Here is a 25,514-nt window from a genome sequence, read left to right as displayed (position 1 = left end):
GCGTACGCAAGGCGGGGTGACATCGCCGGTCCCGCGATCCCGCGGCGCGGCCCTCACCGCAAGCGCCCCCACCAGAGGTGGGGGCGCTTGCGGTGACGACTGGGGCAGGGCCGGCTATCGGGCCAGGACAACCACGACCGTGGCGATGCATCCGATCATCACGGCCGTGCCGCCCAGGGCGGCGTACGGCAACCAGTCACGCGGCCGCTGCGGTACCTCTGGTAGGGGACGCGTCGGCTGGTTCCAGCCGGCAGGTGCCGGCCGGACGTTGTTGACCGGCCAGCGGGGCGGCGGCGTGCGGGTGGTCGATTCGACGATCATGGGGCCTCCGGCAGCGTCAGGGGTCGCTGTTACGGGTCAGACATGGCGAAGCCGGACGGGACCATCGGGGGGTGTGGGGCCTGTCCTCCCGCTCGGCGAGGGGCTTGGCCATGGATCGCGGCCATCCCATGTGGCTCAGCGTTGGCCCTGTCTCCGCCGTTACAACTACCGGAAGCTCCTACCCCTTCTGAGCACCGGTTCGCCGCCCGTTCCGGCGCCGCGAGGACCGTAGCGATCAAGCAGTCAGCGTTCGCAGCCTGTCTTCACGTCGGTGGTCTTACCCAGGCAGAGGTCACCGGCCACGGTGTCGTTCGGGCCGCCGTCCAGCTTGTCGTTGCCGAGGCCGGCATCGAGGGTGTCGTCGCCGTAGCTGCCGTACATGAGGTCGTCGCCGGCGCCGCCGAAGAGAGTGTCGTTGCCCTCGCCGCCGGACACCCGGTCGTTTCCGGCATCGCCCGACACCCAGTCGTCGCCGCCGAGACCCCACAGCTTGTCGGCGCCGTCACCGCCGATCAGACGGTCGTTGTTACCCCCGCCGTTGATGATGTCGTCCCCGGCGCCGCCGTCGGCGGACATCGGGGAGTACGAGTTGTTCGTGATGGAGTCGTTGAAACCCAACGTCGCGACGTTGACCCTCGGCACCAGGTCGAGCACGTAGCAGTTCACCCGGGTCAGATCGCCCGGGACCTGCTGGCAGCCTATGCCGGGGGTGATCGGGAACGCGTCGTCGATCGTGATCACCCCGCCGCCGCTGCCGGTGATGATGACCTGGTTCTCTCGCCCGATGCCGGCGGTGAACGTCACCACGCTCGGGCCTCCGGGGTTGTCCTCCGCGGTGGCAGTGCCGTTGGTGGCGGCCTCGGCGGGCGTGGCCACCACGGCGCCGAAGACGGTGGTGAGCAGGGTCAGCCCGATTCCGGACAGGCATCGCGAACGTCGCACGAGCAGCTCCAAAGAAGACGGACCGGATCCGCGCCAAGCATAGGGGTGCCGCCGTCGTATCGCCGTCGGATCACCGTCAGTTTGCCGCGACGCCAAGGGATCGAAGCCGACCTGCACGCCGTGTCCGTCATGCCTGGCCGCCGGGCCGACGCCGGGTGTCGGCCCGGTGTCGGCCCGGCGTCGGAGTCGGTCAGGCGACGTCCACCTGCACTCCCGGCCGGCCGTTCTCCAGCACGAAGCTGGCCCGGGTGGACACCGGAGCGCCGGGGTCGGTGACGTACGGCAGGACGCGGTATTCGGTGCGCCACTGCTGCTGGTGGAGCTGGCAGCGGACGTACCCGCGCCGGCCGTTGTAGAACCGCATGTGCGGGTTGCTGGCCAGCCACTCGGTGCCCCGCGTGTCCATGTCCGAGCCGTTGCCGCCGGAGGTGATCGAGGTGCCGAGGAACTCGACCCCGACGGTGCGCGACGACTGGTCGTCGAAGTTCTGCTTCAGGTCGGCGACCATGCTGCAGTGCGCGTCGCCGGTGACCACCACCATGTTCTGCACGCCGCGCTCGACCACACCGTCGAAGAGGCGCTGCCGGGCCGCCGCATAGCCGTTCCAGTTGTCGTCCGACAGCTTCTTGCCGGGGCCGGGGTCACGGTCGGCTTCGGCGATCACGGTCTGGTTGCCCAGCACGTTCCACCGCGCCGTCGAGGCGGCCAGGCCGTCGAGCAGCCACTGCTCCTGCGCGCTGCCGAGCATGGTCCGGGACGGGTCGTCCATTCCGGTCGGCACCTGGTCCGAGCGGTACTGCCGGCCGTCGAGGATGTTGAACTCGGCGAGGTTGCCGTAGCGGAGCCGCCGGTACAGCTGCATGTCCGGCCCGTGCGGGATGCTCATCCGGCGCAGCGGCATGTGCTCGTAGTACGCCTGGTAGGCGACCGCCCGACGCTGGCGGAAGCTCTCCTGCGACTGCTTCCGGTCCTCGGAGATCTCGTCGGCGTAGTTGTTCTCCACCTCGTGGTCGTCCCAGGTGACCGCCCACGGGAACCGGGCGTGCGCGAGTTGCAGGTCGGCGTCGGTCTTGTACTGGGCGTGCCGGATCCGGTAATCGCTGAGCGAGAAGATCTCGGTGGCGGGCAGGTGCGGGCGACCGATCGCGCTGGCCCCCGGCCCCTCGTAGATGTAGTCGCCGAGGTGCAGGACCAGGTCCAGGTCCTCCTCCGCCAGGTGACGGTATGCGGTGAAATGCCCGGCCGGCAGGTTCTGGCAGGACACGAAGCCGAAGGCGAGGTGCCGCCGGTCCGCGTCGTACGCAGGCGCCGTGCGGGTCCGCCCGACCGGGCTGAGCCGTGTGCCCACCCGGAACCGGTAGTAGTACTCGCGATCGGGGCGCAGGCCGGTCACCTCGGCGTGCACCGAGTGGCCGAGCTCCGGCGTGGCGAGTTCCTCGCCGGCGCGGACCACCTGGCGGAACTGCTCGTCCTCGGCCACCTGCCAGAGCACCGGGACGACCCGCGCCGGCATCCCGCCCGACCCGTCGAGGGCGAGCGGGTCCGGTGCCAGGCGGGTCCACAGGACGACGCCGTCAGGATGCGGGTCGCCGGAGGCGACACCCAGGGTGAACGGGTTGTCGGCGAAACTGGGGTCGGCCCACGCCGGTGCCGAGGAGAAGCCGGCGATGGCGGCGGCGACACCCGCGCCGGCCGCGCCGGTCAGCCCGAGGAATGCGCGCCGGTGGAGAGGGGGCATGCGACGGTCCCTTCAAGGGTGGTGAAAGATCACCACCGATTCTTGGGACCAAGATTGCCGGCGGGTGGCCGCGCGAAGACCGAAGGCGAACATGTCCGCAGACATCAGCGGGGCCAGGGGGTAGACGCGCGAGGGTAGCCGGCGTGTTCGGCCCCGGGCGGCCGTCGCGCCCGGGGTACGCCCGGAACCTCAGTCCTCGGTGGAACCGTCAGCCTCGACGATCGAGACGGGAGTGCCGAGCTCGACGGTACGGGAGACGGTGCAGAGCCGGTCGTACGACTGCTGCAGCGACCGGGGCAGCGCCTCGCGCGCCTTGTCGCCGTCCGCGCCCTCCGGGAACGTCACGGTGAACTCAACCTTGAGGTTCTGCATCCGGTTTCCGCCGGCCTCGTCCCGGATCTTGTCCCCACTGACTTCGACGGAGAACTGAGTCGGCTCGGCACGGCGGCTGGTGATGTGGTCCACGTCTATCGCGGTGCAGCCGCCGATGGCCGCCAGCAGCAGCTCCACCGGCGTGAAGCTGGCGTCCTGGCCGCCCGTGCCCATCGACATCGATCCGCCGCGGGCGTTCCGCACGACGTACTTCCCGACGCTGGTGCGCTCGATCTCCACCGAGCGGAAGGTGTCCTCACTCATGACAGGGAAGCTACCCAGGCCTCTTGGTCCCCGAGCCACCGGCCTGGCCGGCCGATCGGCCGTCCTCAGGCGGCGCGGGGGGACGAGTGGGGTGACGGGCGACAACTGGGCGACGATGCGGCGGGTCAGCGCTCCGCCGGCACGAGGGCGCCCGACTCCATCGCGACCCAGATCCTGCCGTCCGGCCCCACCGTCAGGCCGTGCGGTTCGGCGCCCGCGAGCGGATACTCCTCGATTGTGCCGTCGGTGGTGATGCGTCCCAGCTTGCCGGTGCCCCACTCGGTGAACCAGAGGGCGTCGTCGGGGCCGGCCACGATGGCGTGCGGCCGCGCCGCCCGGTCCGGCAACGGGTACTCGGTCACGGCGCCGGCACCGTCGATGCGGCCGACCTGGCCCGCGCCGATCTCCACGAACCACATCGCCCGGTCCGGGCCGGCGCAGATACCCACCGGCGCCGCGGCCTCGGTGGGCAGCGGATGGACCCGGACCTCGCCCTCCACCGTGACCCGGCCGATCGCGTTGCCCTGGTTGAGGGTGAACCAGAGCGCCCCGTCCGGCCCGGCCGCGATCGCCGACGGCATCGCGTTCTCGGTGGGGAGGTCGACGAATCGCATCTCGCCGGCCGGATCGATCCGGCCGATCCGGTCACCCTGGAGCTGGGTGAACCACATCGCGCCGTCCGGACCAGCCACGATGCCGTACGGTGAGGCGACGTCGAACGAGCGGACCGTCCCGTCCACGGTGATCCGCCCGACCCGGCCGCCGGCGTACTCGGTGAACCACAGCGCGCCGTCGTGCCCCGCGATGATCACCGTGGGCTGGCCGTCGGCCGGATCCAGTGGGAAGAGGGTGGGCTCACCGCCCGGCACGACCCGCCCGATCTGCCCCTGCTGTGCCAGGGTGAACCACAGGGCGCCATCGGGCCCGGTGACGACGCCGTACGGCGAACCGTTGATCAACATATGCGACCCCCCGAAAGTGAAATCCGCCGACCGTTGAAGCGCTGCCGCAGCGCCCGGTCGTGCGTGACCACGACCAGCGCCCCGCCGAACCCGTCGAGCGCCTGTTCGAGCTCCTCGGCCAAGGCCAGGGACAGATGGTTGGTCGGCTCGTCGAGCAGGAGCAGCTCGTACTCGCCGGCCAGCAGGACGGCCAGCGCCAGCCTGCGCCGCTGGCCCACGGAGAGCTGCGCGACGTCGAGGTCGAGCGCCTCCGGGTGGAACAGGCCGGTGACCAGCAGCGCCTCGGGCTCGCCCGGGTACGTCTCGCGGGTGGTCCTCCCAGGTCGGAAGTCCACCTCCTGTGGCAGGTAGCCGGCCCGCGATCCCGCAGCCGTATGGATCGCCCGCAGCAGCGTGGACTTGCCCGCGCCGTTGTCGCCCTCGACGAGCAGCCGGTCGCGCGCGCCGATCGTCAGCGACGCCACGTGCAGCCGGTCCTCGACGTGCAGGTCGCGCAACTCGACCAGCGTGCGCTCGGAACCGGCGGTACCGGCGAAGACGCCGCGGAAGCACAGCGGCTCCGGCGGGCGCGGCACCGGGTCGGCTTCCAGCCGACGCAGCCGTTCCTGCGCCTGGCGTACCCGCGAGGCGACGGAGCTCTGCACCCGTCCGGCGTTCCGGTCGTACGCCATCTTGTTGTTGTCCGTCATGGGGCGGCCCTGGGCCACCCGCTGTGCCGTGGTCGCGGCGAACTCGGTGACCCGCCGGATCTCCTCGCGCCAGTCGGCGTACGCCTGCTCCCAGCGCTGCCGGGCCGCCGCCTTCTCCGCCAGGAACCCGCTGTACCCGCCGCCGAACCGGGTGATCGTGCCACCCTCGATCTCGAGGATCACCGTGGTCACCCGGTCGAGGAAGACCCGGTCGTGCGAGACGACCAGGACCGTGCCCGGGTGGTCGCGCAGCCGTTCCTCCAGCCAGGTCGTCGCCGCCTCGTCGAGGTGGTTGGTCGGCTCGTCGAGCAGCAGGATCTCTGGCGAGGCGGCCAGCAGACAGGCCAGCCCCAGCCGGGCCCGCTCGCCGCCGGACAGGCTCGACAACACCCGGGAGCGGTCGATGTGCGCCAGGCCCAGCCCGTACATCGCCTTGTCGACGCGGGCGTCGGCCTCGTAGCCGCCGCGCGCCTCGAACACGGTGAGCAGCTCGCCGTACGCCGCCATGTCCTCGGCCTCCGCGGCCCGCTGCATACCCCGCTCGAGGGCGCGCAGCTCGGCCAGCGCGGCGTCGACGGCCTGCTGGACCGTGTGGTCGCCCGGCAGGTCCAAGGTCTGCCCCAGGTATCCGACGCCGCCCGCGGCGCTGACGATCACCTCACCGTCGTCGGGTACATCCACCCCGGCGATCAGCCGCAGCAGCGTGGACTTGCCCGAACCGTTCTCGCCCACGATGCCCGCGCGCTCGCCGGGGCGGACGCTGAAGGTGAGCTGGTCGAGGACGAGCCGATGACCGTACGACCTGGTGACGCCCTTGAGGGACAGCTGTGTGGTCAGGATGCAAACCCCAATCGCAACTCGTGTAGCGTTAAGCTAGCACGGTGCGCCAACTAACGCAACTGGAGGAGACTTTGGAGAAGCGCCCGGGGGGACGCAGCGCCCGCGTGCGGGACGCCGTACGCCAGGCCACCCTCGCCGAACTGGCCGAACACGGCTACAACGGGCTGACCGTGGACAACGTGGCAACCCGGTCGGGGGTCCACAAGACAACCGTGTACCGGCGCTGGACGAACGCCGAAGGCCTGATCGCCGACGCGCTGGAACTCGCCCGGGACGAACCGTGGCCCGTGCCCGACACCGGTTCCGTCCAGGACGACCTGCGGGAGATCGTCCGGCTGGTCCGGCTCGGCTTCACGGATCCCGTCGACGGCCCGATCGCCAGCGCCTTCGTGGCAGCGGCCGTACAGAGCAGCGACGCCGCACGCTCACTGCACGACTTCTTCGTCGCGCGCCACGACCAGGCCGCGGCCGTGGTACGCCGCGCCGTCGAGCGCGGCGAGTTGCCCGCCCACACGGACGTCGCCGACGTGGTCAGGATGGCCGTCGCGCCGATCTACTACCGGCTCTTCATCACCCGGGAGCCGGTAACCGAGCGCGACGGCGACCGAGCCGCCGACGCCGCCGTCGCCGCGGCCCGAGCCGGCGCCATCTAGCGTCCCTGATCAGCTTATTGATCCTGAGTCGGATTGAGTTTCCGGAATCGTTTCCCACCGTGGTGGGGAGGCGTGGGCGTGCAGGTGGAATCCTGCGCCCAGCGCGGCTCCGCGTGGCTGGTGGCCGGTGGTGGGTGTGCTGGTCGTGTTCACGCCCTGGTGTCGGTGGGCTGCGCGGGGCAGCCCTGGCCGGTCCGTTGGTGCGTGTCCCTCCGGACGCTTACCCGCCCGGCCGTGAGGCCGGGTGGGGGAGGGTGCCCTGCGTCGCCTGGGCGCGGGGCGTGGTGCCTTGCGCCGGGTGGGACCAGCCTTCGACCGATCCCCCCGGTGGCTTGTCGTGATAACCGCCGACGCTTCAAGCTTGTCGACCACGGCGCGGATCACCATGTGCCCGCTGGCCTTGTCGATGACGGTCTTTGCCTGATGGGCCAGGCCGCGGGCGGCGATCCGCCGCCAGGCACCCTGATCTCGGTCGCCCTGCCACCGGCAGGACTGGTGGGGACAGATCGCCCACTTCCAACCCGCCACGGTCGGCTTGTCGGGGGCCTTGCAGTGCCGTAGCGGGGTCAAGCACTGGGGGCAGTGCTTCGAGGTGTTCCGGGCGGGGACGGTGACCACGGCGATACCCGTCTCGGCGGCGAGGTGCCGCATCCGGTCGCTGATCTGCCCGCGCACCTGCTGGGACAGGCGCGTGTTGAGGGTGGCGCCCATGCCCTTGGCCTCCAGCGACCGCAGGTCCTCGACGTAGATGACGGTCGCCCGGGCGGCGATGGCCTGGTCGACGGCCCAGCGGGCAGCGGCCCAGGCGAGCGCGGCGTTCAGGTTCGTCCGCCGGTCGGAGACGTGGCGGATCTCGGCGCGCAGGACCGCAAGCTTGCCCGCGAGCTGATGCCGCTCGTCACGGCCGGCGAGGCGTTGGTAGTGGTCGGCTTTGGCGTGCAACCGCTCGGACAGCCGCCGCAGGCGGTGCTGTTTCGCGAGGACCCCGGCGGCCCGGAACTGGCCACCCGCCCCCAACGCGGTGATCCGCCCGCCCTCGTGCAGTCGCAGGGCTCCAGCGGACAACAGGGTGTTCAGCCCCCAGTCCACACCCAGCGCCACCGAGTGACCGGTCCGCCGGGCCTTCGGCACGGCGTGCGTGTACGCGAGATCGGCGCGCACCTGCCGGCCGATCACGCGCAGGGTGGGCAGGTGCAGCACCGCCGAGGCGGGAACCGTGGGCGGCAGGATGATCGGACAAGCCACCCACGTCCAATCCCGATAGGCCCGCGGATCTGGGCGGGTGGGCAACTGCAAGCGCAGCAACACCCTCCGAGGGTCGGTGTCGCTGCGTTCGATGGTGGCCTGCTGCCGGTCACACGCGGCCAGCAGTAGCATCCGCGCGACTCGCGGGACGCCTTCGATTTCGAACACGTCCACCGGCAGCCGGCCATTGGCGGCAAGGAACTTCGCGGCCTGCCGAGTGCGGGACTTGACGATGCTGGACGGGAGATGTTCCCCGCCCGGAACCGCCTTGCGTACCTGCTCCCACTCCTGTGGGGTGCGCTTACGCGGATCGGCCGGCCACGTGGCCAGCACCCCGGCGGTAAGGTCAGCGCGCCACTTCACCGAGCGCAGGGCACGCCCGGCCTGTTCCTGCGCCATCCGCACGATCCGGTCATTGACCCTCACACCCACCGGCGCGGCGACCGTCCAGCCCAAGCGTCGCAGCGCCATCCACGCGTTCGACGGAAGTTTTCGGCCACCCGCGTCGTCTCCGGAGGCCAACACCTCCACATCCGCGCAGTTCCACCGCTCTGCCAACAGGCCGGAGACCATGCCCGCCACCAGATCGGCACACCAGCCAACACGTTGGGCAAGCACGGCCTGCGACAGGACCTCACCGCTCTTCTCGTCCATCCCTGATCGGAGCAAAGCGCGGGCGCAAGCGGTACGGGAGGTCTCGCCCTCGGCCAGCGGCAGCTTTCCGCTCACCGGCTCATCGCCTCAACATCGATCCAGGAGAACCCGCGATCACGACCGGCCCACGTCACCGGAATCTCCCCCGAGCCAGCCCAAAAGCGAAGCGCCGGTCCACAGGGTTAATCTATGATCACCGACGATTCCTAATCAAGTTGGTCAGCCTGCCGGACTCCCCGGCCGCGTACCGTTGCCGTCACCCCGGCAGCGGGACCGGCGCCAGGCCGGATGGTGGTGCGGTGGAGCACACGGCCGATGCCAGCCGGACGCCTCGCCGACAGGTCGGTTAGCGTTGGTCGCCATGGCAGCTCAGCAGGCGGAACGCACGATCGAAGCCGCATTCGAGATCGTCGACTTCAACGAGACCGTCTACCACGAGGGCGCTGAGGAGCCGAAGCTGACCCGGGTCACCATCCGTAAGCGCTACCACGGCGTGGTCGACGGTACCGGTGTCGCGGAGGTACTCACCGCACAGGGCGCCGCAGGCGGCGGCTATGTGGCATCCGAGCGGATCGAAGGCACTCTCGACGGTCGGCACGGCACGTTCGTCATCCAGCACGGCGGTCTGGCCGAGGGCACCGACCAGAGCAGCTACGGAAACATCGTCCCGAACTCGGGCACCGGAGGACTCACCGGCATCTCGGGTCGCGCCATGGAGTTCCAGTTCCAGGTGCTCACACTCGTCTACACGCTCTGACCCGGATCCTGCACGCAGTTCTGACGACCTACGGGCGATCGGCATCGACGACGCAAAACCCAACCCGGCTGACCGTCCGCTCTACGAGGACTGACATCGCAAGTCCTTGACCATCGATGTCCTGAACTCGGCATGGTCGAGCATCTCTCGGCCTTGTCATCCTGAACACGTGAAGCCGAACCTGGAGAGGATCCCAGGCGACCGCGACTGGGTTGCTCAGGCCATCCTGGCACGGGTGCCGCACCCTGTTGATCAGGGCTTTCTCGACTCCCTTGACCCGTCTGCCTCGCTCGCCCTCGGACGCTACGGCGCTCGCCTCGCCACCCTTGCGCTAAGGGAGGCATCCATCGATTTACTACGCCGTTCCTTGCTGGCCACCGCACTCGCCTGCTGCGTGCAACCCGATGATGAACGAGACGTGATGGTAGGCTTGGCGTTGCCGTGGATCGTGGCACAGCGGCTAGGAGCATCTCCGGCGACAGTGTTCGGCACGGTGGCGGATGGTCTTCCAGATGGCCCGATCGCCACGCTGATGAAGGATTTCGGTGCTCGGAAAGACGTTACGTTGGCTGCCTTCGGGTGGGAGTTGCTGGCCACGACCGACGGACCGGACTTCCGCCCGCTGCTCTGATCACAGAGGCACCTGGGCACTCTCGGCAGCGGACGCGGACCGGCATCAACGCGCATCACGTACGGCTGCCGCAGACCCGCCCCGTATATTCTCCCGGGTGAATACGTCCTTCCTCGGCACCGCCAACCAGGTTCCCTCATACAGCCCACGCCCCGGGGTCCGTCCGGTCTGGCTGCTGATCGGGCCGGCACTCACCGCGTCGCTGGGCGCCTTCCTGCTCACCGTCACCGTCGGGCCGGAATCCGCCGCCGTCCAGCGGGACATGCATCTGCCGACCTCGGGGATCCCCTGGATCTTCGTCGCCTACCTGCTGCCGGCGGCACTGGCGGTTCCGATCGGCGCTCTGGTCGGCCGGCGGTGGCCGACCACCGTCGCGTTGCCCGCGATCGCGCTGCTGGTTCCCGGGTCACTGCTGACCGCGCTGGCCTCGGGGAGCGGCCCGCTGCTGCTCGGCCGCGCGGTGACCGGGTTCGGGGCCGGTCTGGCCTGGGGCGTCACGGCCGTGCTGGTTGCGCAGGTGGGGGCACGACGCGTGTGGGTGGCGCCACTCGTCGCCGGCGCGGTGGTGCTGGCGCTGGTTCTCGGAGCCGTGGCTGGGGCGCTTCTGACGCGGATGCTCGGTTGGCGGTGGCCTTTCATGCTGGCCGTGCCGTTCGAGGTGGTGGCGCTGCTGGCCACCGCGGTGAGCGGGATCATCGTGCTGATGCAGCGCGCGCCCCGGCCGGCTCAGCCGCCGGCCGCACCGTTGGCATGAAGAAACGGGCGGCGTAGGGCAGCTCAGCCGCACCCGGCGGCGAGCGCCGGCGCCGTGCCGATGGCAGGGCGTCGAGGTGGTGGCCGTCACTGGCGGCGCGAAACGTGACGGCAACAAGGCCCCGACATCATGCCACCATGCACCTGAGTATCGCGCGTGCCGACTTCGCTGACCCCAACCTTGGGGCGTTTCTTCGGGCACATCTTGACGACCTCGCGCCCACGGCCCCTGCCGAGAGCCGGCATGCACTGGATCTCGGTGGGCTGCAGCGACCCGACGTCAGCCTGTGGGTCGCCTCGGTTGGCGAAGAGATTGTCGGGACTGGCGCTCTCGCAGCACTGGAGCCGGGACATGAGGAGCTCAAGAGCATGCGGACGGATCCGGAGCGAAGAGGTCAGGGAGTCGCGACCTGGATCCTCGACCATCTGCTGGGTGATGCTCGGGGACGCCAGATTCGCCGGATCTCGCTGGAGACCGGCAGCATGGAGTTCTTCGCTCCAGCCAGAGCGCTGTATGCCAAGGCAGGGTTCGTCCTCTGCCCCCCATTCGGTTCTTACAGGGAAGATCCCAACAGCGTTTTCATGACGAAGGCCCTGTAGGGCTCACCGCGCTCGTATGCCCGACGGTGCCGAGGTCTTCCAGCGGTCGACAGGCCGGCCAGCGAGCATCCAAATGCCTGAATGCCTGACTTTTTCTGCACGGACAGGTCCAGATCATTGCCGACACCACCGAGTCAGTTGCTGTCCACCAACCCATAGCATCGACCGCCATGAAGCTACGGATCGTCCTCGCGTTGGCCGCGCTCGCCACCCTGCTCTACACCGTCGGCGCCCCGTACGAACACGGCGGCTGACGCGCGTCGAGAATGAGAAACCGCGTCGGCCTGGCCGCCCCGCTCCACACCATCGGCGTACCACTGGAAGAGGGCGGGTGACCAGATGTCCCTGCTTCTTGTCGGCCCCGTTCTCGTCGGTCTGGCCGCCGGCTACCTCACCGGCGGCCGGCTGCGTCGGCTCGCCGAACAGCCGCTACGGGGCCTCTGGCTCCTGTACGCGGCCGCGGGCGTACAACTGCTGACCCACGTCCCGCCCGGCTCCCGGCTGCTCTCCGCCACCGCCCAGCGGTGGCTGACCGCCCTCGTGTTCGCCACGGTCGGCGTCGCGATGCTGATCAACCTTCCCCGCCTGTCCCGACCAGCCCGCGCCGGCATCGCCGTCGTCCTCACCGGCGCGGCGTTGAACGGGGCGGCGATCCTGCCCAACAGGCACATGCCGGTCGCACCGGCGGCGCTGCACGATGTCGGCGCCGCCCCGACCGGCCCCACGCTGGATCCCCACCACACGGTCGGTACTGCGACCACCCGGCTCGCGGCGCTCGGCGACATCCTGCCCGTACCGTGGCTGGACGTGGTCGTCAGCGTCGGCGATGTCGTCCTGATGACAGGTGTCGCCCTGCTCGTCGCCGCCCTCATGCACGGGGACGACCGCCGGATCACGCCGGTGGAAATGGTCCGAGACTGACGCCGTTTCTCCACCGCGCGAACGGTTCGCGCGACAGCACCGAACCCGCCTCGGTGCCCAAGCAAAACTCCGGTCTGTTGCCGGCACCGATGGTGATGTGTCAGGTGATGACCCGGACGCCCGGCCAGCGGTCGGCGGGGCGGTGCCGGGCCAGCCGTTGCTGGGAGATCTGCGGGCTGACCCGGGTCGGGTTTCGTCGCCACACACCGTCAAGCAGGTCGTCGAGACCGTGCGGCGCGCAGACGACGATCTGGTTGTCGGTGTCGAGACGCACCGCCACGGCGGTGGCGTACTCGGGCCAGGTGGCGACCGCCTCGGCGATGGTCCGCAACGGCGGGACGGGGCAACTGCCGAACTTGGCGGGATACCAGGTGTGCACGGCGGCCTGGTTCTTCGCCTCCCAGGCAGGCTCCGGCCAGGCCGCCGCCAACCGCTCGGTGGCCCGGTCGTCGTTGTCGCGACTCAGGTCTGCCGGGTCGAGGAAGGCGACATCAACGTCGCGCACTGCCGAGGGGTCGAACCCGCTGCCGTAGCGCTCACCCCACACCAGGTCTCGTAGGACGCCCGCCCCGATCCAGGCGTCGGGCAGGCCGGAGTCGCGCACGACCCCTAGTGCCCGCACCAGCCACCGGTTCTTCCGGATGAGTGCGCGAACCTCGTCCTCTCGCACCGTCTTCTCCCCTACCGCGTCCCGCTCCTCGCCCGGTCAGCGGCGGCGCCGAGTGCCGGGCGACGTGGGGCGCCATCGTGTGGTCGCTCGGCGGCGAGGTGGTGCAGACGCCGTGCGAGGTAGTCGCCGAGCGAGGTCGCCTCGGGTACTTCAGGGTCATCCGTGCGGCCGGCGGGTGTGTAGCGGGTCTGCCACAACTCTGTCACGAATGCGGACACCGGCGCGCCGGCGCGCAGGCCGGTAGTGACTGCGGTCGACAGCGCCTCGGTCAGTCCGGCCAGGGTCGAGCCGTGCTTGTCGACGCGCAGGTCGACGTGGGTCAGCCGCCCGTCGGGCGCGACAGCGGTGATGAGCCGGCCCTCGGTGCCGTCCAGGACAAATTCCACCGTCGACCCCGGCCTCCGCCGCGGCGCCGGGACGCGCTGTTCCGGGTCCGTCATCGTGCGGTCTCCTCCCTGTGCGCGAGCTCGGCCGCCTCGGCCAAGACACGACACGGTAGGCAACCGGGCGGGTGGGCACCAGCACGACACGGCGTCCATTCGCACATGTGAACGAACCCGAGGTCAGAGTGCTCGACGAAGGATCTTGCCTACGTTTTCACCCGGCTGGCCCGGGACTCCAGGTAGCGTCGCTCGGCGATGCTGGCGGTGGACTTCGCGGCACGCCGGTAGTGCTCGTACGCCCCGGCCGGGTCGCCGGCCTTCTCCAGCAGGTGCGCCCGTACGGACAGCAGCCGGTGATGCCCGGCCATCCGTTCGTCGCTGTCCAACGTCGACAGCAGGGCCAGCCCGGCCGCCGGGCCCTCGGTCTCCGCGAGCGCGATCGCCCGGTTGAGGGTGACCATCGGGTTGGGCGCGATCCGTTCCAGGATCAGGTAGAGGGCGTACACCTGCGGCCAGTTGGTCTCCTCCGCGGTGGCCGCGCCGGCGTGCGTGGCGGCGATGGCGGCCTGCAGCTGATAAGGGCCCAATGCCGGGCCGGCCAGCGATGTCTTGGCCAACTCGATGCCCTCGTCGATCAGCCCGCGGTCCCACTTCGTCCGGTCCTGCTCGTCCAGCGGCACCAGGTCGCCGGCCGCCGTCGTACGTGCCTCCCGGCGGGCGTGGGTCAGCAGCATCAGCGCGAGCAGCCCGGTCACCTCGCCATCCTCGGGCAACTGCGCGTGCACCATCCTGGCCAGCCGGATCGCCTCGTGCGCGAGGTCGGCACGGTGCAACTGGCTGCCCGAGGAGGCGGTGTAGCCCTCGTTGAAGATCAGGTAGAGCACGTGCAGGACGACCCGTAGCCGCTCCTCGCGCTCGGCGCCGTCCGGCAGGCTGAAGGAGCTGCCGGCGGCCTTGATGCGCTGCTTGGCCCGGCTGATCCTGGCCGCCATCGTGGCCTCCGGCACCAGGAACGCGCGGGCGATCTCGGCCGTGGTCAGGCCGCCGACCGCCCGCAGCGTCAGGGCGGTCTGGGAGGCCGCGGTCAGCGCCGGATGGCAGCACAGGAACAGCAGGACGAGCGAGTCGTCGGTGTCCGGCACCTCCTCGGGCAGCACCTCGGTGGCCGTCGCCGCCTCCCGCTCGCGGCGCGCGTGGTCGCTGCGCATCTCGTCGATGAGCCGCCGGGACGCGACGGTCACCAGCCAGCCGCGCGGGTTGTCCGGCACCCCCTCGGCCGGCCACTGCACGGTCGCGGCGAGGACGGCTTCCTGTACGGCGTCCTCACACCCTTCGAACTGGCCGTGCCGGCGTACCAACACGCCGAGGACCTGCGGCGTGAGTTCACGCAGCAGGTCCTCGGCGGCTGGTGCTGTCATGCCTCCAATTGTCCGTCGGCGAACATCACCTGCCGCACTTCGACCCCCAGGCCCTCGATCGCGGTGTCCGGGATCTGCGATGCCAGCTCGATGGCCCGCTCCTTGTTCTCGCAGTCGATCAGGTAGAAACCGCCCAGATACTCCTTGGACTCCAGGAAAGGTCCGTCGGTCACCACCGGCTGGCCGTTGCGTACGGACACCACGGCGGCCTGTGACGGGTCGACCAGCGCCTGCGTGGTGATCAACTCGCCGGAGGCCTTCAGCGCCTCGATGAACTTGCCGTGCCCCGCACCGATCGCCGCCTTCTCCTCGTCGGTCAGCGCGTCCAACACAGCCGGGTTGATGTACATGCTGATCAAGAACTGCATCTCGTACTCCTCGTGGCTCGCGAGCCCCGGCTGGGCCCTTCGACCAGTTGGTCGGAGCTACCGCCGTCGTCTTGACATCCCCGCCAGGACCTTCGCACGAAATTTCACCGGTGCCTCGCCCGGACCGGATTTTCCTCCCGTACCGATGTCAAGAAGCTCTCCGCCGCTCCGACCAAGCAGCGAAAGGTCGAGAGAAAAGGAAGTTTCGGATATGCGAGTCAACCGGGCACGGCTGGGACTGATCGTTCTCATGATGCCGACATTGCTCGTCGCGATGGACATGACGGCGTTGCTCCTCGCGCTCCCACGGCTGAGCGCCGACCTGGGTGCCACCAACGTCCAGCAGCTGTGGATCAGTGACAGCTACGGATTCATGGTGGCCGGCCTGGTCATCACGATGGGTACGCTCGGCGATCGGATCGGCCGCCGGCGGCTGCTGATGATCGGCGCAGCGGCGTTCATGGTGCTGTCGGTCGTGGCCGCCTTCGCGGCCAGCCCGCTGATGCTGATCGTCGTGCGGGCGCTGCTGGGCGTCGCCGGCGCGACCCTGACGCCGTCCACACTTGCCTTGATCACCAACATGTTCCGCGACGAACGACAGCGTGGGCAGGCCATCGCCATCTGGGCGACCTGCCAGTTCACCGGCGGTGCGCTCGGACCCGTACTCGCCGGGTTCCTGCTCCAGCACTTCTGGTGGGGATCGGTGTTCCTGGCCGCCGTCCCGGCCATGGCGTTGCTGCTGCTCGCCGGGCCGGTCCTGCTGCCGGAGTTCCGCAGCGACCAGGCCGGCCGGTTGGACCTGGGCAGTGTCGGGCTGTCGCTCGTGGCGGTGCTGCTGATGGTCTACGGCATCAAGCAGCTGACCGTCGAGAGCGTGTCGGTCGTGCCGGCGGTGGCCCTCGTCGTCGGCGCAGCCATCGGACTGCTGTTCGTACGCCGGCAACTGCGGCTGGAGGCGCCGCTGCTGGACCTACGGCTGTTCCGCAACCGCCCGTTCACGGCCGTGATCGTCGCGCTGGTCTTCGCCGGGATCGCCATGGCGGGCACCGGACTGATGGTGACTCAATTCCTGCAGAGCGTGCTGGGCTTCTCGCCGGTCGCGTCGGCGGTGCTGTTCGCACCAATGGGCCTGGGCGTGGCGGTCGGCACCATGGCCGCGCCGGCACTGACCCGGCGGATGAGGCAGCCGACCGCGATCGCCGGCGGGCTGGTGGGGTCGGCGCTGGGCAGCCTGCTGCTGGTCGGAGTCCACGGTGCGAGCGCCCTGCCGATGGTGATGATCGGCATCGCCGTACTGGCGCTGGGCACAGGCCCGCTGTTCGCGCTGGGCACCGGTTTGGTCGTCGGGTCCGTACCGCCGGAGCGCGCCGGTTCGGCGGCGTCGATGTCGGAGACCGGCAACTACGTCGGCGGTTCGCTCGGCTTCGCGCTGCTCGGCGTGGTGGCCGCGGTGGTCTATCGCAGCCGGATGGACGGCACGTCCGACTCGCTGGCCGACGCGGTCGCCGCCAGCCAGCATCTTCCCGCCAGCCAGGGCGCGGAACTGCTGCAGACCGCGCGGGAGGCGTTCACCACCAGCCTGCACGTCACCGGCGTCGTCGCCGCGATCATCTTCGCCGGGCTGGCCGTGCTGACCCTGACCATGCGCCCGGCCACCCGGACCATCCCGGCCGCACTCCCCGACTACGAGGCGCTGCGCTCATAGAACTGCGGCTGATCGACGGCGCGACCGGAAGTCTGGCAGCATCGCCGCGCGCCTAGGATCGGGCCGTGCCCTTGACCGCGAACGACGTCGACCGGTTCGAGGCCTTCAGGCCGCGCCTGGAGGCCATCGCCTACCGCCTCCTCGGCTCCGCTGGGGAGGCCGAGGACGCCGTGCAGGAGACCTTCCTGCGCTGGCAGGCCGCCGACGTCGACCGCATCGAGGTACTCGAGGCCTGGCTGACAAAGGTGCTCACCAATCAGTGCCTCAACCAGCTCACCTCCGCGCGGGCGCGCCGCGAGACCTATGTGGGCCAATGGCTTCCCGAGCCGCTGCTCGCCGGGGACCCGATGCTCGGCCCGGCCGACACCGCCGAGCAGCGCGAGTCGGTGTCGTACGCGGTCCTCACCCTCATGGAGCGCCTCTCCCCCAACGAGCGGGCGGTGTACGTGCTGCGGGAAGCCTTCGACTACCCGCACCGGGAGATCGCCGAGATCCTCGACATCACCGAAGCCGCCAGCCAGCAGATCTTCCACCGCGCCAGAAAGCACATCGCGGACGGCAAGGCCCGCACCGAGATCGACGAGGCCGCCGCCCGGCGGATCGTCGAAGAGTTCCTGGCGGCCGCCAGGAGCGGCCAGACCGAGCCGCTCGTGCGCCTGCTCACCGCGGACGCCATCTCGATCGGCGACGGCGGCGGGAAGGTCCCGGCCCGCGCCAAGGCGTTCGAGGGCGCCGTCGCGGTCGCGAAGTTCCTGCGCGGCCTGTTCAAACCCGCCGAGGCCAAGCGCGCCATCGTCGGCGGCACGCCCGAGGTCTACGCCTGGACCGCCAACGGCGACCCCGCCGTCGTGGCCGTCGTCGGCGGCCGGGTCGTCGGCGTCATGTGCCTGGAGGTCACCGCCGAGGGCATCACCGCGTTCCGCAGCCAGGTCAACCCCGACAAACTCGAACGCGCGACCGAGCGGTTCGCGGCCTCCGACCACGGGGAACCGCTGTTCAACGCCTTCTGACCCTCGTGTGAGCTGCTTCACATCACGTTCCTGTCAGCAAACGGCGGGCCGCCCGGTTCAAGTGGCAAGCCCGCGCGCACGACAGGAGCACCGAAATGCAGCACCGCATCATCGTCCTCGGAGCCGGATACACCGGTGCCATCGCCGCCGGCCGCCTCGCCAAGCGGCTCCGCCGCGAGGACGTCGCCATCACCCTCGTCAACGCCGAAGCCGACTTCGTCGAACGCGTCCGCATGCACCAACTGGCGGTCGGCCAGGACCTCAAGCCCCGGCCCTTCAACGAGATGTTCGCGGGCACCGGCGTCGAACTGAAGCTCGCGAAGGTCACCGGCGTCGACGTCGACCGCAAGACCGTCGCCGTCATTGACGCGAACGGCGCCGAAGAACTCACCTACGACACGCTCGTCTACGCCCTCGGCAGCGGCTGGAACGCCCAAGACGTCCCCGGAACCGCCGAGCACGCCTACGAGATCGCCAGCCGCCCCGGAGCACTCCGGCTGCGCGAGCGCCTGGCCCGCCTGGAGGCCGGGCAGACCGTGGTCGTCGTCGGCGGCGGCCTCACCGGCGTGGAGGCCGCGACCGAGATCGCCGAAGCCCGCCCGGACCTCGACGTCGCCCTCGCCGCCCGCGACGGCCTCGGCGACTGGCTCTCACCCAAGGGCCGCGAGCACCTGCGGAAGGTCTTCGCCAAGCTCGGCATCACCGGGTACGAGCACGCCGCCGTCACCGGCGTCGAAGCCGACCGCGTCACCACCGCCGACGGCAAGGCCATCCCCGCCGCGGTCACCGTGTGGACCACCGGCTTCGCGGTCCACCCGATCGCGAAGGCGACCACCCTGGAGGCCACCGGCACCGGCCAGATCGTCGTCGACGGGACCATGCGCTCGGTCTCGCACCCCGACGTGTACGCCGTCGGCGACGCGGCCCACGCGATGGGACCGGGCAACAAGCCGCTGCGAATGTCGTGCGCCTCGGGCACCCCGGCCGCGTGGCAGGCCGCCGACGCGATCGCGGCGCGCCTGACCGGCGGGAAGCTTCCGAACGCGCCGATCCGCTACTTCAACCAGTGCATTTCGCTGGGCCGCAGGGAGGGCTTGATCCAGTACGTCACCGCCGACGACCGCGCCGTGCCGGCGGTTCTGACCGGACGGCTCGCCGCCGTCTACAAGGAGTTGGTCTGCAAGGGCGCCGCCTGGGGCGTCGCCAACCCGACGCTCGGGCTGCCGACCCGGCGCCGCCGGCTCACGTCCGAGCGGGCCGCGGCGGGCTCGGCCGTCAAGGCGCTGGCGTAGCGCAGGAAGCGAAGCGGGCGCCCTCGGTGCGAGGACGTCCGCTTCGCCGTCGTTCTACCCGGCGACGATCGCCGGGCAGGTTGCTGGAGGCATCGGCCCGGTGGATCGGTGAAGTTCCGCAGGGAGGTTGACCGCTATTTCGGGTCGTCGGTCTGCCAGGGATGAAGGAACTGCTCGGGCCGCAGGTTCCATGCCTCGATAGCCGCGCCGAGCCGGGCCTCGCCGGTGACGGTGGTGGCTCGCACGAGGCTCGCGCCGAGGTCGTGGTCGAAGCCGGTGATCTGGCCGGCGTCGTAGTCCCAGTGCTCAAGAATGAAGGTCCGGTCAGGGTCGGAACGGGTCCAGCCTTGCCGCCTGGCGTCGGCGTCGGCGGCGGTCGTGACGGGTCGGATGTCGACGAACGCTCGCCGGCCGGGTCCGGTGGCGGTTACCTCGGTCACCAAGCGTCGGCCCAGGCGCAGGGCGTTCAGCTTGTCGGTGGGCCACTGCGACCGGCTGCCCTCCGTGGTCATGCGACAACCTGCTCGTTCGTATCCGGCCGGCCTTCGCGAGTGATGAGGACCGGGGCGCAAGGAGAGGACCCGTGGCTGCGGGAGCGGTCAGGCGACCGGGCGGTCAGGACCAGGGCGGTTCGCCCAGTAGGTCGCGGCAGGCCGTCATCAGCTTCTGCTGTGCGTCGGCGATCCGGGCTTCGGCCTGGGTCATGTCCGCCTTGCCGTGGCTGCTCACGTCCAGGTCGCCGGCCTCCTTCACGGCCAACACCAACTCCCGGCCGGCAGCGCTGACAGCCGGGTCCGTCGAATTGGCGGCCCGGGCTCCGACGGTGCCGTTCTGGGCATAGAAACGCTCGTTCTCCTCCACCAGGCGCGCCACCCCGGTACAACCACCGAGGGTGTACTTGTCAGGGCTGGGCCGGGCTGCCGCCGGCTTCTCGTCGGTACAAGCGGCGAGAAGGAGGGTGGCGCCCAGCAGGCTCGCGGCGAGGGATCGATTCACCGGCGGATCGTATACCGGCGATCATGAATCCAGACGTACCCACCAGTTGGGCCCTTCGGGCACGGGCAGCGGCGCCTACGCGCGGCGGTCCTGCCGGGGTTGGACCGCCCGGTAGGTTTCGCAGGCCAGGTTGACGAGTTCGGTGAGGTGGGCGGGTGGGTCGTCCTTCCACCAGGCCAGCCAGACCGGTATCGGCTGGGCGTCGCGGACGGCGCGGTACGCCACCCCGGGCCTGGGGTTCTGGTTGGCGGTGGCCTCGGAGGTGATGCCGACCGCCTGACCGGCGGCGATGAGGGTGAGCCACTCGTCGACGCCGTGGGTGGTGCGGGTGGTCGCGGGTTCGGCGCCCGGCCCGAACAGGGCGGGTGTGGTGGTGCCGGTTCGGCTGTCGATGGCGACGGGGTACCTGGCCAGGTCGGCGATGCGTACCGAACGTCGCCGGGCCAGCGGATTGTCGGTGGCCACGGCGGCGTAGCGGGCCTCCACGCCGAGCAGTGCGGTGTCGAAGCGGGGATCGACCAGGTCCCGGCGGATCACGGCGATGTCGGCGGTGCCCTCGCTGAGCCCGGCGGTCGGGGTGTTGGACTGCACGAACACCAGCGGCACCTGGGGGTGGGCGGCGGCCCAGGTCTTCTGCAGTCGTCTGGTGTGTTTGCCCAGCGCCGCCCAGGCGTAGCCGACGCGCAGCTCGGTGCGGGATTCCTCGACGATCCGTTGCAGGTGGGCGACCTCGTCGAGCACCCGGTGCGCGGCGGCGACGACGCGGGTGCCGGTGGGGGTGAGCGAGACGTGCCGGGTCGTTCGCTGGAGCAGGCGAGCGCCGAGCGTCGCCTCCAGGGCGCTGACGGAACGTGAGACCGCCGCTTGGGAGACCCCCAGGACAGCCGCCGCGTCGGTGAAGGTGCCGGCGTCGACCACCGCGACGAGCGTACGGAGCTGACGCAGCTGCACATCCATACGCCAAGCGTATAACTCTCGCGGCTTGTGCATTTCTCGTATCAGTCAGCGCGGGTCGACACTGCCGTCATGACCGTGAAGACGGCAGGTGAAGCTGCTGCTCAGGGCCTCCGCCGACCGGCCGGCGCCGGCCGCGGGCCGCTGCTGCCCGGGATCGCCACGATGACCGGAAGCGCGGCGAGCAACCAGGTCGGGGCGGCCCTGGGGGCGCACGCGTTCGCCGCCCTCGGGCCCGCCGGGGTCGTCGCCGTGCGGCAGTTCGTCGCGGTGGCGGTGCTACTGCCGGCCGTACGCCCGAACCTGCGTCGCTTCACCTGGGCGCAGTGGTGGCCGACCCTGCTGCTCGGCCTGGTCTTCGCCACGATGAACCTCAGTCTCTACAGCGCGATCGACCGGATCGGGCTCGGCCTGGCCGTCACGCTGGAGTTCCTCGGCCCGCTCGCCGTCGCCCTGGCCGGTTCCCGGACCCGGCTCGACCTGCTCTGCGCGGCGGGCGCCTGCGTCGGTGTGTACGTCCTGGTCCTACCGGACCCGGCCAGCGACTACCTCGGCGTCGGGCTGGGCCTGCTCGCGGCGACGTGTTGGGCGGCGTACATCCTGCTCAACCGGCTCGTCGGGGCCCGCCTGCCGGGGTTGCAGGCACCGGCGGCGGCAACCCTGGTGTCCGCGCTGCTCTACCTGCCGGTCGCGGTCACCCTGTTCGCGCAGGGGCGACTGGCCGGCACCGGAATCCTCTACGCCATCGGTGCGGGAATCCTCAGCTCGGTCGTGCCCTACGCCGCCGACGTGGTCGCGCTGCGTACCGTGCCGGCCCGCTTCTTCGGCGTGTTCATGAGCATCCATCCGGTACTGGCCGCGCTCGCCGGCCTCGTCCTCCTCGGCCAGGTCGTGCAACCGCACGAGTGGCTCGGCATCGCCATCGTCGTGTCGGCCAACGCCCTGGCCGTCCAGCACGCCTCGACCGCCACGCCACAGCAGGGCGGCCCACGTCACCAACCTGAAGATCACACCCCGTCAGCTTGAGGGGTCCACGAGCGTGGCACCGGATCCCCGACAGGGGCATCAGCCGAGGATGAGCGGGAGCTTGGCAGCCAGCTCGCCCAGTTCGGCCTTTTCCGGGTTGGTCGGCGGCCGGCGTCCGGTGCCGACGAGCAGCGTGTCCTTGTCGGTGAACGACGGGGGGAACGGGGCCCCGGCGATCGTCTCCAGCATGTCGCGTGACCGGGCGAGCCCCTCGGCGGGCGGGTCCGCCGCGCCTGGGAGGTGCGCGATCAGGTCGAGGTGGTGCAGCGTCCACTCCAGGACGTACGCGGAAAGGTAGTCGCCCACGGTGAGGACCTCGCCGCGCGTGCCGACCCGGACCGCCGGATCGGCGAGTTCGGCGGCGCGCCCGGCGGCGGACCCGACGTCGTCCAAGTGGAACTTCAGCAGCCGCGGCTCCTCGTAGGCGGCGGCCAGCCGGACGATCAGCGCGTCGAGCGGGTCGTCGCCGGTCGGCGGCGTTTCGGCGACGTTCCAGTAGGACACCGCGTTCCGGGTCGGTTCCGGGTCGGCGGGCGTCACGAGGGTGATCAGGACGTCCTGCGCGTCGATGATCAGGTGGCACACCAGGTCCCGCACGAGCCAGCCGGTGCAGCCGGACGGCCGTTCGAAGTCCCGGTCGGGGAGTTCGGCGACCGCCGTGCGCAACGCTGCCCAGGAGCGTGAGAAGAGATCCACTGCGGCACGGTATTGCCGGACCGGGGGCGGTGTCGAGGCCGACTCCGTCGGCGCGAGCGGGTGCTGGCCGGCGATGGCCGGCTCGCCGCCCGGCAGTCCGGGGCTGCCGGGCGGCGCAGCAGCGGCTCACTCCTGCTTGTCGAGAAAGGCGAGCGTGACGGCGGCGAAGAGCGGTGAGTCGGCGATGTCGTAGTGGGTCAGCCCGGGCAGGATGGCCAGGGCGTGGCCACCCTTCGGCCGGTTCTCGCCCGCCCAGCCGCCGTCGCGCAGCCCGCCGTCGAGCAGCTTGAAGACCTCGACGTAGTGGCTCGGGGGCGCCATGTCCGCGTCGGCGGCGACGATCAGTGTCGGCACCTGCAGGCCGCGGACCTCCTCGGTGTAGTCGAAGTCCTTCGCCATCGCCTCACCGATCTTGTCCAGCAGCCGGGGGAAGTCCTCGGGACGCGGGGCGACCCGCTGGTAGAGCTCGTACATGGGGGTGTCTTTCATGAACTCGGCGGCCGCCCCGCTGACCTGGCCCTGCTGCTGGAGCATCTCCGGGTAGATGGCGTCGCGGCGGATGTTGGCCGACGCCGCGACCAGGCGGCCCACCCGGTGCGGATACCTGATCGCGACCTGGAGTGCGACCCCGCCGCCGAGGGAGTATCCGACGACGTCGGGCCGCTCCAGCCCGAGGTGGTCGATGAGTGCGGCGACGTCGTCGGCCATCAGCGCCAGGTCGAGCGGCCGGTCGATGTCGGCGGTGCGGCCGTGCCCCTGCAGGTCGACCACGATGACCTGGTGGTGGTCGGTCAGCGAGGGCAGGATGGGCGCGAACATCTCGCCCGAGCAGAGACCTCCGTGCAGCAGGATCATGGGGCGTCCCGCGCCGTGCGTCTCGTAGTACAGGTTGATGCCGTTGACGTCGGCGTACTGCCCCGAGCCGGCGGCGCTCCACTGCGTGGCGGTCATGACGTGCTCCTCACGGGTTCTTCTCGAACTGACGTCGGTAATGACCAGCCGGGCCGCGGAAACTCATCGCTGCCGGCGAGGCGAGTTTTGCGACGCCCGTACCGGAGGATGCTCGACTAGGTTGGGCCGGGTGAGTGATGTGGTGACCAGTGTTTCCGTCGAGGCGCAACTCGAGGCGTACCGGTCGGAGCTGACCGGCTACTGCTACCGGATGCTGGGGTCCGTCTTCGAGGCCGAGGACGCCGTGCAGGACACCTTCGTGCGGGCCTGGCGCGGCCTCGACCGGTTCGAGGGGCGGTCCACGCTGCGGTCCTGGCTGTACCGGATCGCTACCAATGTGTGCCTGACCATGCTGTCCAGCGCCCAGCGGCGGGTGCTGCCGATGGACCTCGGCCCGGCCGGGTCCGGCCGCGCCACCGAGCCGGGAGAGCCGCGCCCCGACGAGATCTGGGTGGGCCCGGCGCCGGACAGCCGGGTGCTGCCGGAGCACAGCGACCCGGCCACCGTGGTCGCCGAGCGCGAGTCCGTCCGGCTGGCGTTCGTCGCGGCGCTGCAGCACCTGCCGCCGCGGCAGCGCGCCGTGCTGATCCTGCGCGAGGTGCTGGCCTGGTCGGCGCAGGAGGTGGCCGAACTGCTCGACACCTCGGTGGCGAGCGTCAACAGCGCCCTCCAGCGGGCCCGGGCCACGCTCGCGGCCGCCGACACCGCCGCGGACGTGTACAAGCCGCTGGACGACGAGCAGAAGGCGCTGCTCGCGCGCTATGTGAAGGCCTTCGAGGCGTACGACCTCGAGGCGCTCACGACGTTGCTGCACGAGGACGTGACCCTGTCGATGCCGCCGCTGCCGCTGTGGCTGCGCGGCCACGGCGACATCCACGCCTGGATGGCCGGCACGGGCAGCGGTTGCCGTGGATCGCGTCTGGTGCCCGTCGTGGCCAACGGGATGCCGGCGTTCGGGCAGTACCGGCCCAGCTCCACCGGCTCGGGGCACGACCCGTGGGCCCTGATCGTGCTGCAGCTATCCGCCGGGCGGATCGCGGCGATCACCAACTTCCTCGAGACCGCCCGTCTCTTCCCGTTGTTCGGTCTGCCGGCCCGACTCGGGTAACGCGTCGGTCAGGCCGAGCAGGCCGACGAGCCCCAGCAGATCGGGGCCGGCTCCCCTGACGACCAGCCGCCAGCCGTACCGCCGCGCGGTCAACCGCAGCCGGGCCAGCGCCTCGACCGTCACCACATCGGGCCGGGCCACGCCACCCACGTCGCAGGTGACGATGCCGGGGCCACGGCCACGCAGCAGCTCGGCGAGGTCGGCGCACAGGACGGGGATGTCCGCGCGGGTCACCGCCGCGCGGACAGCGAAGGAGATCCCGGCGGCCGTCACCTGGATAGGACCGCCCGCCGCCGCGAAACTCATCGCTCCCCCGGCCGATTGTTCGGCACGGCCGACGGGTCTGCCGGGCATGACGCTTGGACAGATCACGCGGTCAGTTCCAGAGTTGGAAAAGGTCGCTGGCGGAGCAAGCCCACTGGAAGATGGTCCCGTTCTGGCCGACGTCCGATGCGTCGGCGTCCAGGCAAGTCCCGGACCCGACGTTGTGCAGTCCGGCATTGGCGTTGCCGTTGGTGTTGAGCTGCCCGCTGCCTGCGAACCACCACCGCTGGTAGGGGTCGCCGGTGGTGTTGCAGGCCCACTGGGCGATCCG

At 70.6% G+C, this 25,514-nt stretch carries 29 protein-coding genes; 11 read left to right on the top strand and 18 right to left on the bottom strand.

What is annotated here, in order from left to right:
• Positions 1-114: 114 nt before the first annotated feature.
• From ACY34I_RS36070 to ACY34I_RS36045, 6 genes are all read right to left on the bottom strand, one after another.
• Positions 115-321 carry a hypothetical protein gene (locus ACY34I_RS36070; RefSeq protein WP_462759635.1) on the bottom strand — a complete coding sequence of 69 codons (207 nt, stop codon included), beginning with the start codon at positions 319-321 and terminating at the stop codon, positions 115-117.
• Positions 322-564: 243 nt separating this feature from the next.
• Positions 565-1,263, bottom strand: a complete 699-nt coding sequence (locus tag ACY34I_RS36065; RefSeq protein ID WP_462759634.1) for a calcium-binding protein — start codon at positions 1,261-1,263, stop codon at positions 565-567.
• A 190-nt stretch (positions 1,264-1,453) separates the two neighbouring features.
• Positions 1,454-3,001 (bottom strand): alkaline phosphatase D family protein, encoded by a 1,548-nt coding sequence (locus tag ACY34I_RS36060; protein WP_462759633.1) that lies wholly within the window; start codon positions 2,999-3,001, stop codon positions 1,454-1,456.
• A gap of 189 nt (positions 3,002-3,190) precedes the next feature.
• Positions 3,191-3,637: an OsmC family protein gene (locus ACY34I_RS36055; protein WP_462759632.1), complete on the bottom strand. Its 447-nt coding sequence runs from the start codon at positions 3,635-3,637 to the stop codon at positions 3,191-3,193.
• 125 nt (positions 3,638-3,762) lie between these two features.
• Positions 3,763-4,599, bottom strand: a complete 837-nt coding sequence (locus ACY34I_RS36050) for a Vgb family protein (RefSeq protein ID WP_462759631.1) — start codon at positions 4,597-4,599, stop codon at positions 3,763-3,765.
• Positions 4,593-6,128 carry an ABC-F family ATP-binding cassette domain-containing protein gene (locus tag ACY34I_RS36045; RefSeq protein WP_462759636.1) on the bottom strand — a complete coding sequence of 512 codons (1,536 nt, stop codon included), beginning with the start codon at positions 6,126-6,128 and terminating at the stop codon, positions 4,593-4,595. Before ACY34I_RS36045 ends, ACY34I_RS36050 begins: the two co-directional genes overlap by 7 nt.
• Before the next feature lie 41 nt (positions 6,129-6,169).
• Between ACY34I_RS36045 and ACY34I_RS36040 the strand changes: the two genes are divergently transcribed.
• Complete coding sequence (locus tag ACY34I_RS36040; RefSeq protein WP_462759630.1) at positions 6,170-6,781, top strand: TetR/AcrR family transcriptional regulator; 612 nt, start codon at positions 6,170-6,172, stop codon at positions 6,779-6,781.
• Positions 6,782-6,790: 9 nt separating this feature from the next.
• Here ACY34I_RS36040 and ACY34I_RS36035 read toward each other — a convergent pair whose 3' ends face one another.
• Entirely contained in the window at positions 6,791-8,755 is a 1,965-nt protein-coding gene (locus tag ACY34I_RS36035; RefSeq protein WP_462759629.1) for a zinc ribbon domain-containing protein, read from the bottom strand.
• Between the two features lie 286 nt (positions 8,756-9,041).
• On the opposite strand from ACY34I_RS36035, the gene ACY34I_RS36030 reads away from it, so the two are divergent.
• The 5 genes from ACY34I_RS36030 (at position 9,042) to ACY34I_RS36010 (ending at position 12,342) form a co-directional block, all read left to right on the top strand.
• A complete protein-coding gene (locus ACY34I_RS36030; protein ID WP_462759628.1) occupies positions 9,042-9,437 on the top strand; it encodes a DUF3224 domain-containing protein in 396 nt (131 codons plus the stop codon).
• Between the two features lie 169 nt (positions 9,438-9,606).
• A complete protein-coding gene (locus ACY34I_RS36025) occupies positions 9,607-10,068 on the top strand; it encodes a hypothetical protein (RefSeq protein ID WP_462759627.1) in 462 nt (153 codons plus the stop codon).
• A gap of 97 nt (positions 10,069-10,165) precedes the next feature.
• Positions 10,166-10,822, top strand: a complete 657-nt coding sequence (locus tag ACY34I_RS36020; protein ID WP_462759626.1) for an MFS transporter — start codon at positions 10,166-10,168, stop codon at positions 10,820-10,822.
• Positions 10,823-10,959: 137 nt separating this feature from the next.
• Entirely contained in the window at positions 10,960-11,421 is a 462-nt protein-coding gene (locus ACY34I_RS36015) for a GNAT family N-acetyltransferase (RefSeq protein WP_462759625.1), read from the top strand.
• A 339-nt stretch (positions 11,422-11,760) separates the two neighbouring features.
• On the top strand, positions 11,761-12,342 hold the full coding sequence (locus tag ACY34I_RS36010) for a DUF5317 family protein (RefSeq protein ID WP_462759624.1): 582 nt from the start codon (positions 11,761-11,763) through the stop codon (positions 12,340-12,342).
• Between the two features lie 100 nt (positions 12,343-12,442).
• Here ACY34I_RS36010 and ACY34I_RS36005 read toward each other — a convergent pair whose 3' ends face one another.
• The 4 genes from ACY34I_RS36005 to ACY34I_RS35990 all read right to left on the bottom strand — a co-directional run bounded on the left by ACY34I_RS36005 (position 12,443) and on the right by ACY34I_RS35990 (position 15,181).
• Complete coding sequence (locus ACY34I_RS36005; RefSeq protein WP_462759623.1) at positions 12,443-13,012, bottom strand: nucleotidyltransferase family protein; 570 nt, start codon at positions 13,010-13,012, stop codon at positions 12,443-12,445.
• A gap of 11 nt (positions 13,013-13,023) precedes the next feature.
• A complete protein-coding gene (locus tag ACY34I_RS36000; protein ID WP_462759622.1) occupies positions 13,024-13,398 on the bottom strand; it encodes a TSCPD domain-containing protein in 375 nt (124 codons plus the stop codon).
• Between the two features lie 203 nt (positions 13,399-13,601).
• Positions 13,602-14,813: an RNA polymerase sigma factor gene (locus tag ACY34I_RS35995; protein ID WP_462759621.1), complete on the bottom strand. Its 1,212-nt coding sequence runs from the start codon at positions 14,811-14,813 to the stop codon at positions 13,602-13,604.
• Positions 14,810-15,181, bottom strand: a complete 372-nt coding sequence (locus ACY34I_RS35990; RefSeq protein ID WP_462759620.1) for a YciI family protein — start codon at positions 15,179-15,181, stop codon at positions 14,810-14,812. Before ACY34I_RS35990 ends, ACY34I_RS35995 begins: the two co-directional genes overlap by 4 nt.
• Positions 15,182-15,434: 253 nt before the next feature.
• Between ACY34I_RS35990 and ACY34I_RS35985 the strand changes: the two genes are divergently transcribed.
• The 3 genes from ACY34I_RS35985 to ACY34I_RS35975 all read left to right on the top strand — a co-directional run bounded on the left by ACY34I_RS35985 (position 15,435) and on the right by ACY34I_RS35975 (position 19,188).
• On the top strand, positions 15,435-16,886 hold the full coding sequence (locus ACY34I_RS35985; protein WP_462759619.1) for an MFS transporter: 1,452 nt from the start codon (positions 15,435-15,437) through the stop codon (positions 16,884-16,886).
• Positions 16,887-16,951: 65 nt separating this feature from the next.
• On the top strand, positions 16,952-17,896 hold the full coding sequence (locus tag ACY34I_RS35980) for an RNA polymerase sigma-70 factor (protein ID WP_462759618.1): 945 nt from the start codon (positions 16,952-16,954) through the stop codon (positions 17,894-17,896).
• 95 nt (positions 17,897-17,991) lie between these two features.
• A complete protein-coding gene (locus tag ACY34I_RS35975; RefSeq protein WP_462759617.1) occupies positions 17,992-19,188 on the top strand; it encodes an NAD(P)/FAD-dependent oxidoreductase in 1,197 nt (398 codons plus the stop codon).
• 134 nt (positions 19,189-19,322) lie between these two features.
• Here the strand turns inward: ACY34I_RS35975 and ACY34I_RS35970 are convergent, their stop codons facing one another.
• The 3 genes from ACY34I_RS35970 to ACY34I_RS35960 all read right to left on the bottom strand — a co-directional run bounded on the left by ACY34I_RS35970 (position 19,323) and on the right by ACY34I_RS35960 (position 21,141).
• Positions 19,323-19,700: a hypothetical protein gene (locus tag ACY34I_RS35970; RefSeq protein ID WP_462759616.1), complete on the bottom strand. Its 378-nt coding sequence runs from the start codon at positions 19,698-19,700 to the stop codon at positions 19,323-19,325.
• Positions 19,701-19,803: 103 nt separating this feature from the next.
• Positions 19,804-20,184, bottom strand: coding sequence for a hypothetical protein (locus ACY34I_RS35965; RefSeq protein WP_462759615.1), 381 nt, complete (start codon positions 20,182-20,184; stop codon positions 19,804-19,806).
• 75 nt (positions 20,185-20,259) lie between these two features.
• Positions 20,260-21,141, bottom strand: a complete 882-nt coding sequence (locus tag ACY34I_RS35960) for a LysR family transcriptional regulator (protein WP_462759614.1) — start codon at positions 21,139-21,141, stop codon at positions 20,260-20,262.
• 69 nt (positions 21,142-21,210) lie between these two features.
• On the opposite strand from ACY34I_RS35960, the gene ACY34I_RS35955 reads away from it, so the two are divergent.
• On the top strand, positions 21,211-22,164 hold the full coding sequence (locus ACY34I_RS35955; protein WP_462759613.1) for an EamA family transporter: 954 nt from the start codon (positions 21,211-21,213) through the stop codon (positions 22,162-22,164).
• A 39-nt stretch (positions 22,165-22,203) separates the two neighbouring features.
• On the opposite strand, the gene ACY34I_RS35950 is transcribed toward ACY34I_RS35955, so the two are convergent.
• Positions 22,204-22,860: a maleylpyruvate isomerase N-terminal domain-containing protein gene (locus tag ACY34I_RS35950; protein WP_462759612.1), complete on the bottom strand. Its 657-nt coding sequence runs from the start codon at positions 22,858-22,860 to the stop codon at positions 22,204-22,206.
• A 126-nt stretch (positions 22,861-22,986) separates the two neighbouring features.
• Positions 22,987-23,811: an alpha/beta fold hydrolase gene (locus ACY34I_RS35945; RefSeq protein WP_462759611.1), complete on the bottom strand. Its 825-nt coding sequence runs from the start codon at positions 23,809-23,811 to the stop codon at positions 22,987-22,989.
• A gap of 130 nt (positions 23,812-23,941) precedes the next feature.
• Between ACY34I_RS35945 and ACY34I_RS35940 the strand changes: the two genes are divergently transcribed.
• Positions 23,942-24,919, top strand: coding sequence for a sigma-70 family RNA polymerase sigma factor (locus ACY34I_RS35940; protein WP_462759610.1), 978 nt, complete (start codon positions 23,942-23,944; stop codon positions 24,917-24,919).
• On the opposite strand, the gene ACY34I_RS35935 is transcribed toward ACY34I_RS35940, so the two are convergent.
• Together ACY34I_RS35935 and ACY34I_RS35930 are read right to left on the bottom strand one after the other, a co-directional pair.
• Entirely contained in the window at positions 24,830-25,225 is a 396-nt protein-coding gene (locus ACY34I_RS35935) for an STAS domain-containing protein (RefSeq protein ID WP_462759609.1), read from the bottom strand. The two genes, ACY34I_RS35940 and ACY34I_RS35935, sit on opposite strands and share 90 nt — an antisense overlap.
• A gap of 70 nt (positions 25,226-25,295) precedes the next feature.
• On the bottom strand, positions 25,296-25,514 hold a 219-nt coding region (locus tag ACY34I_RS35930; protein ID WP_462759608.1), incomplete at its 5' end, for a hypothetical protein.

It is taken from the genome of Micromonospora sp. RTBAU3-60, assembly GCF_054963695.1.
Note: the sequence above shows the minus strand (reverse complement) of the source record. Positions and strands in the feature narration are given on the sequence as shown.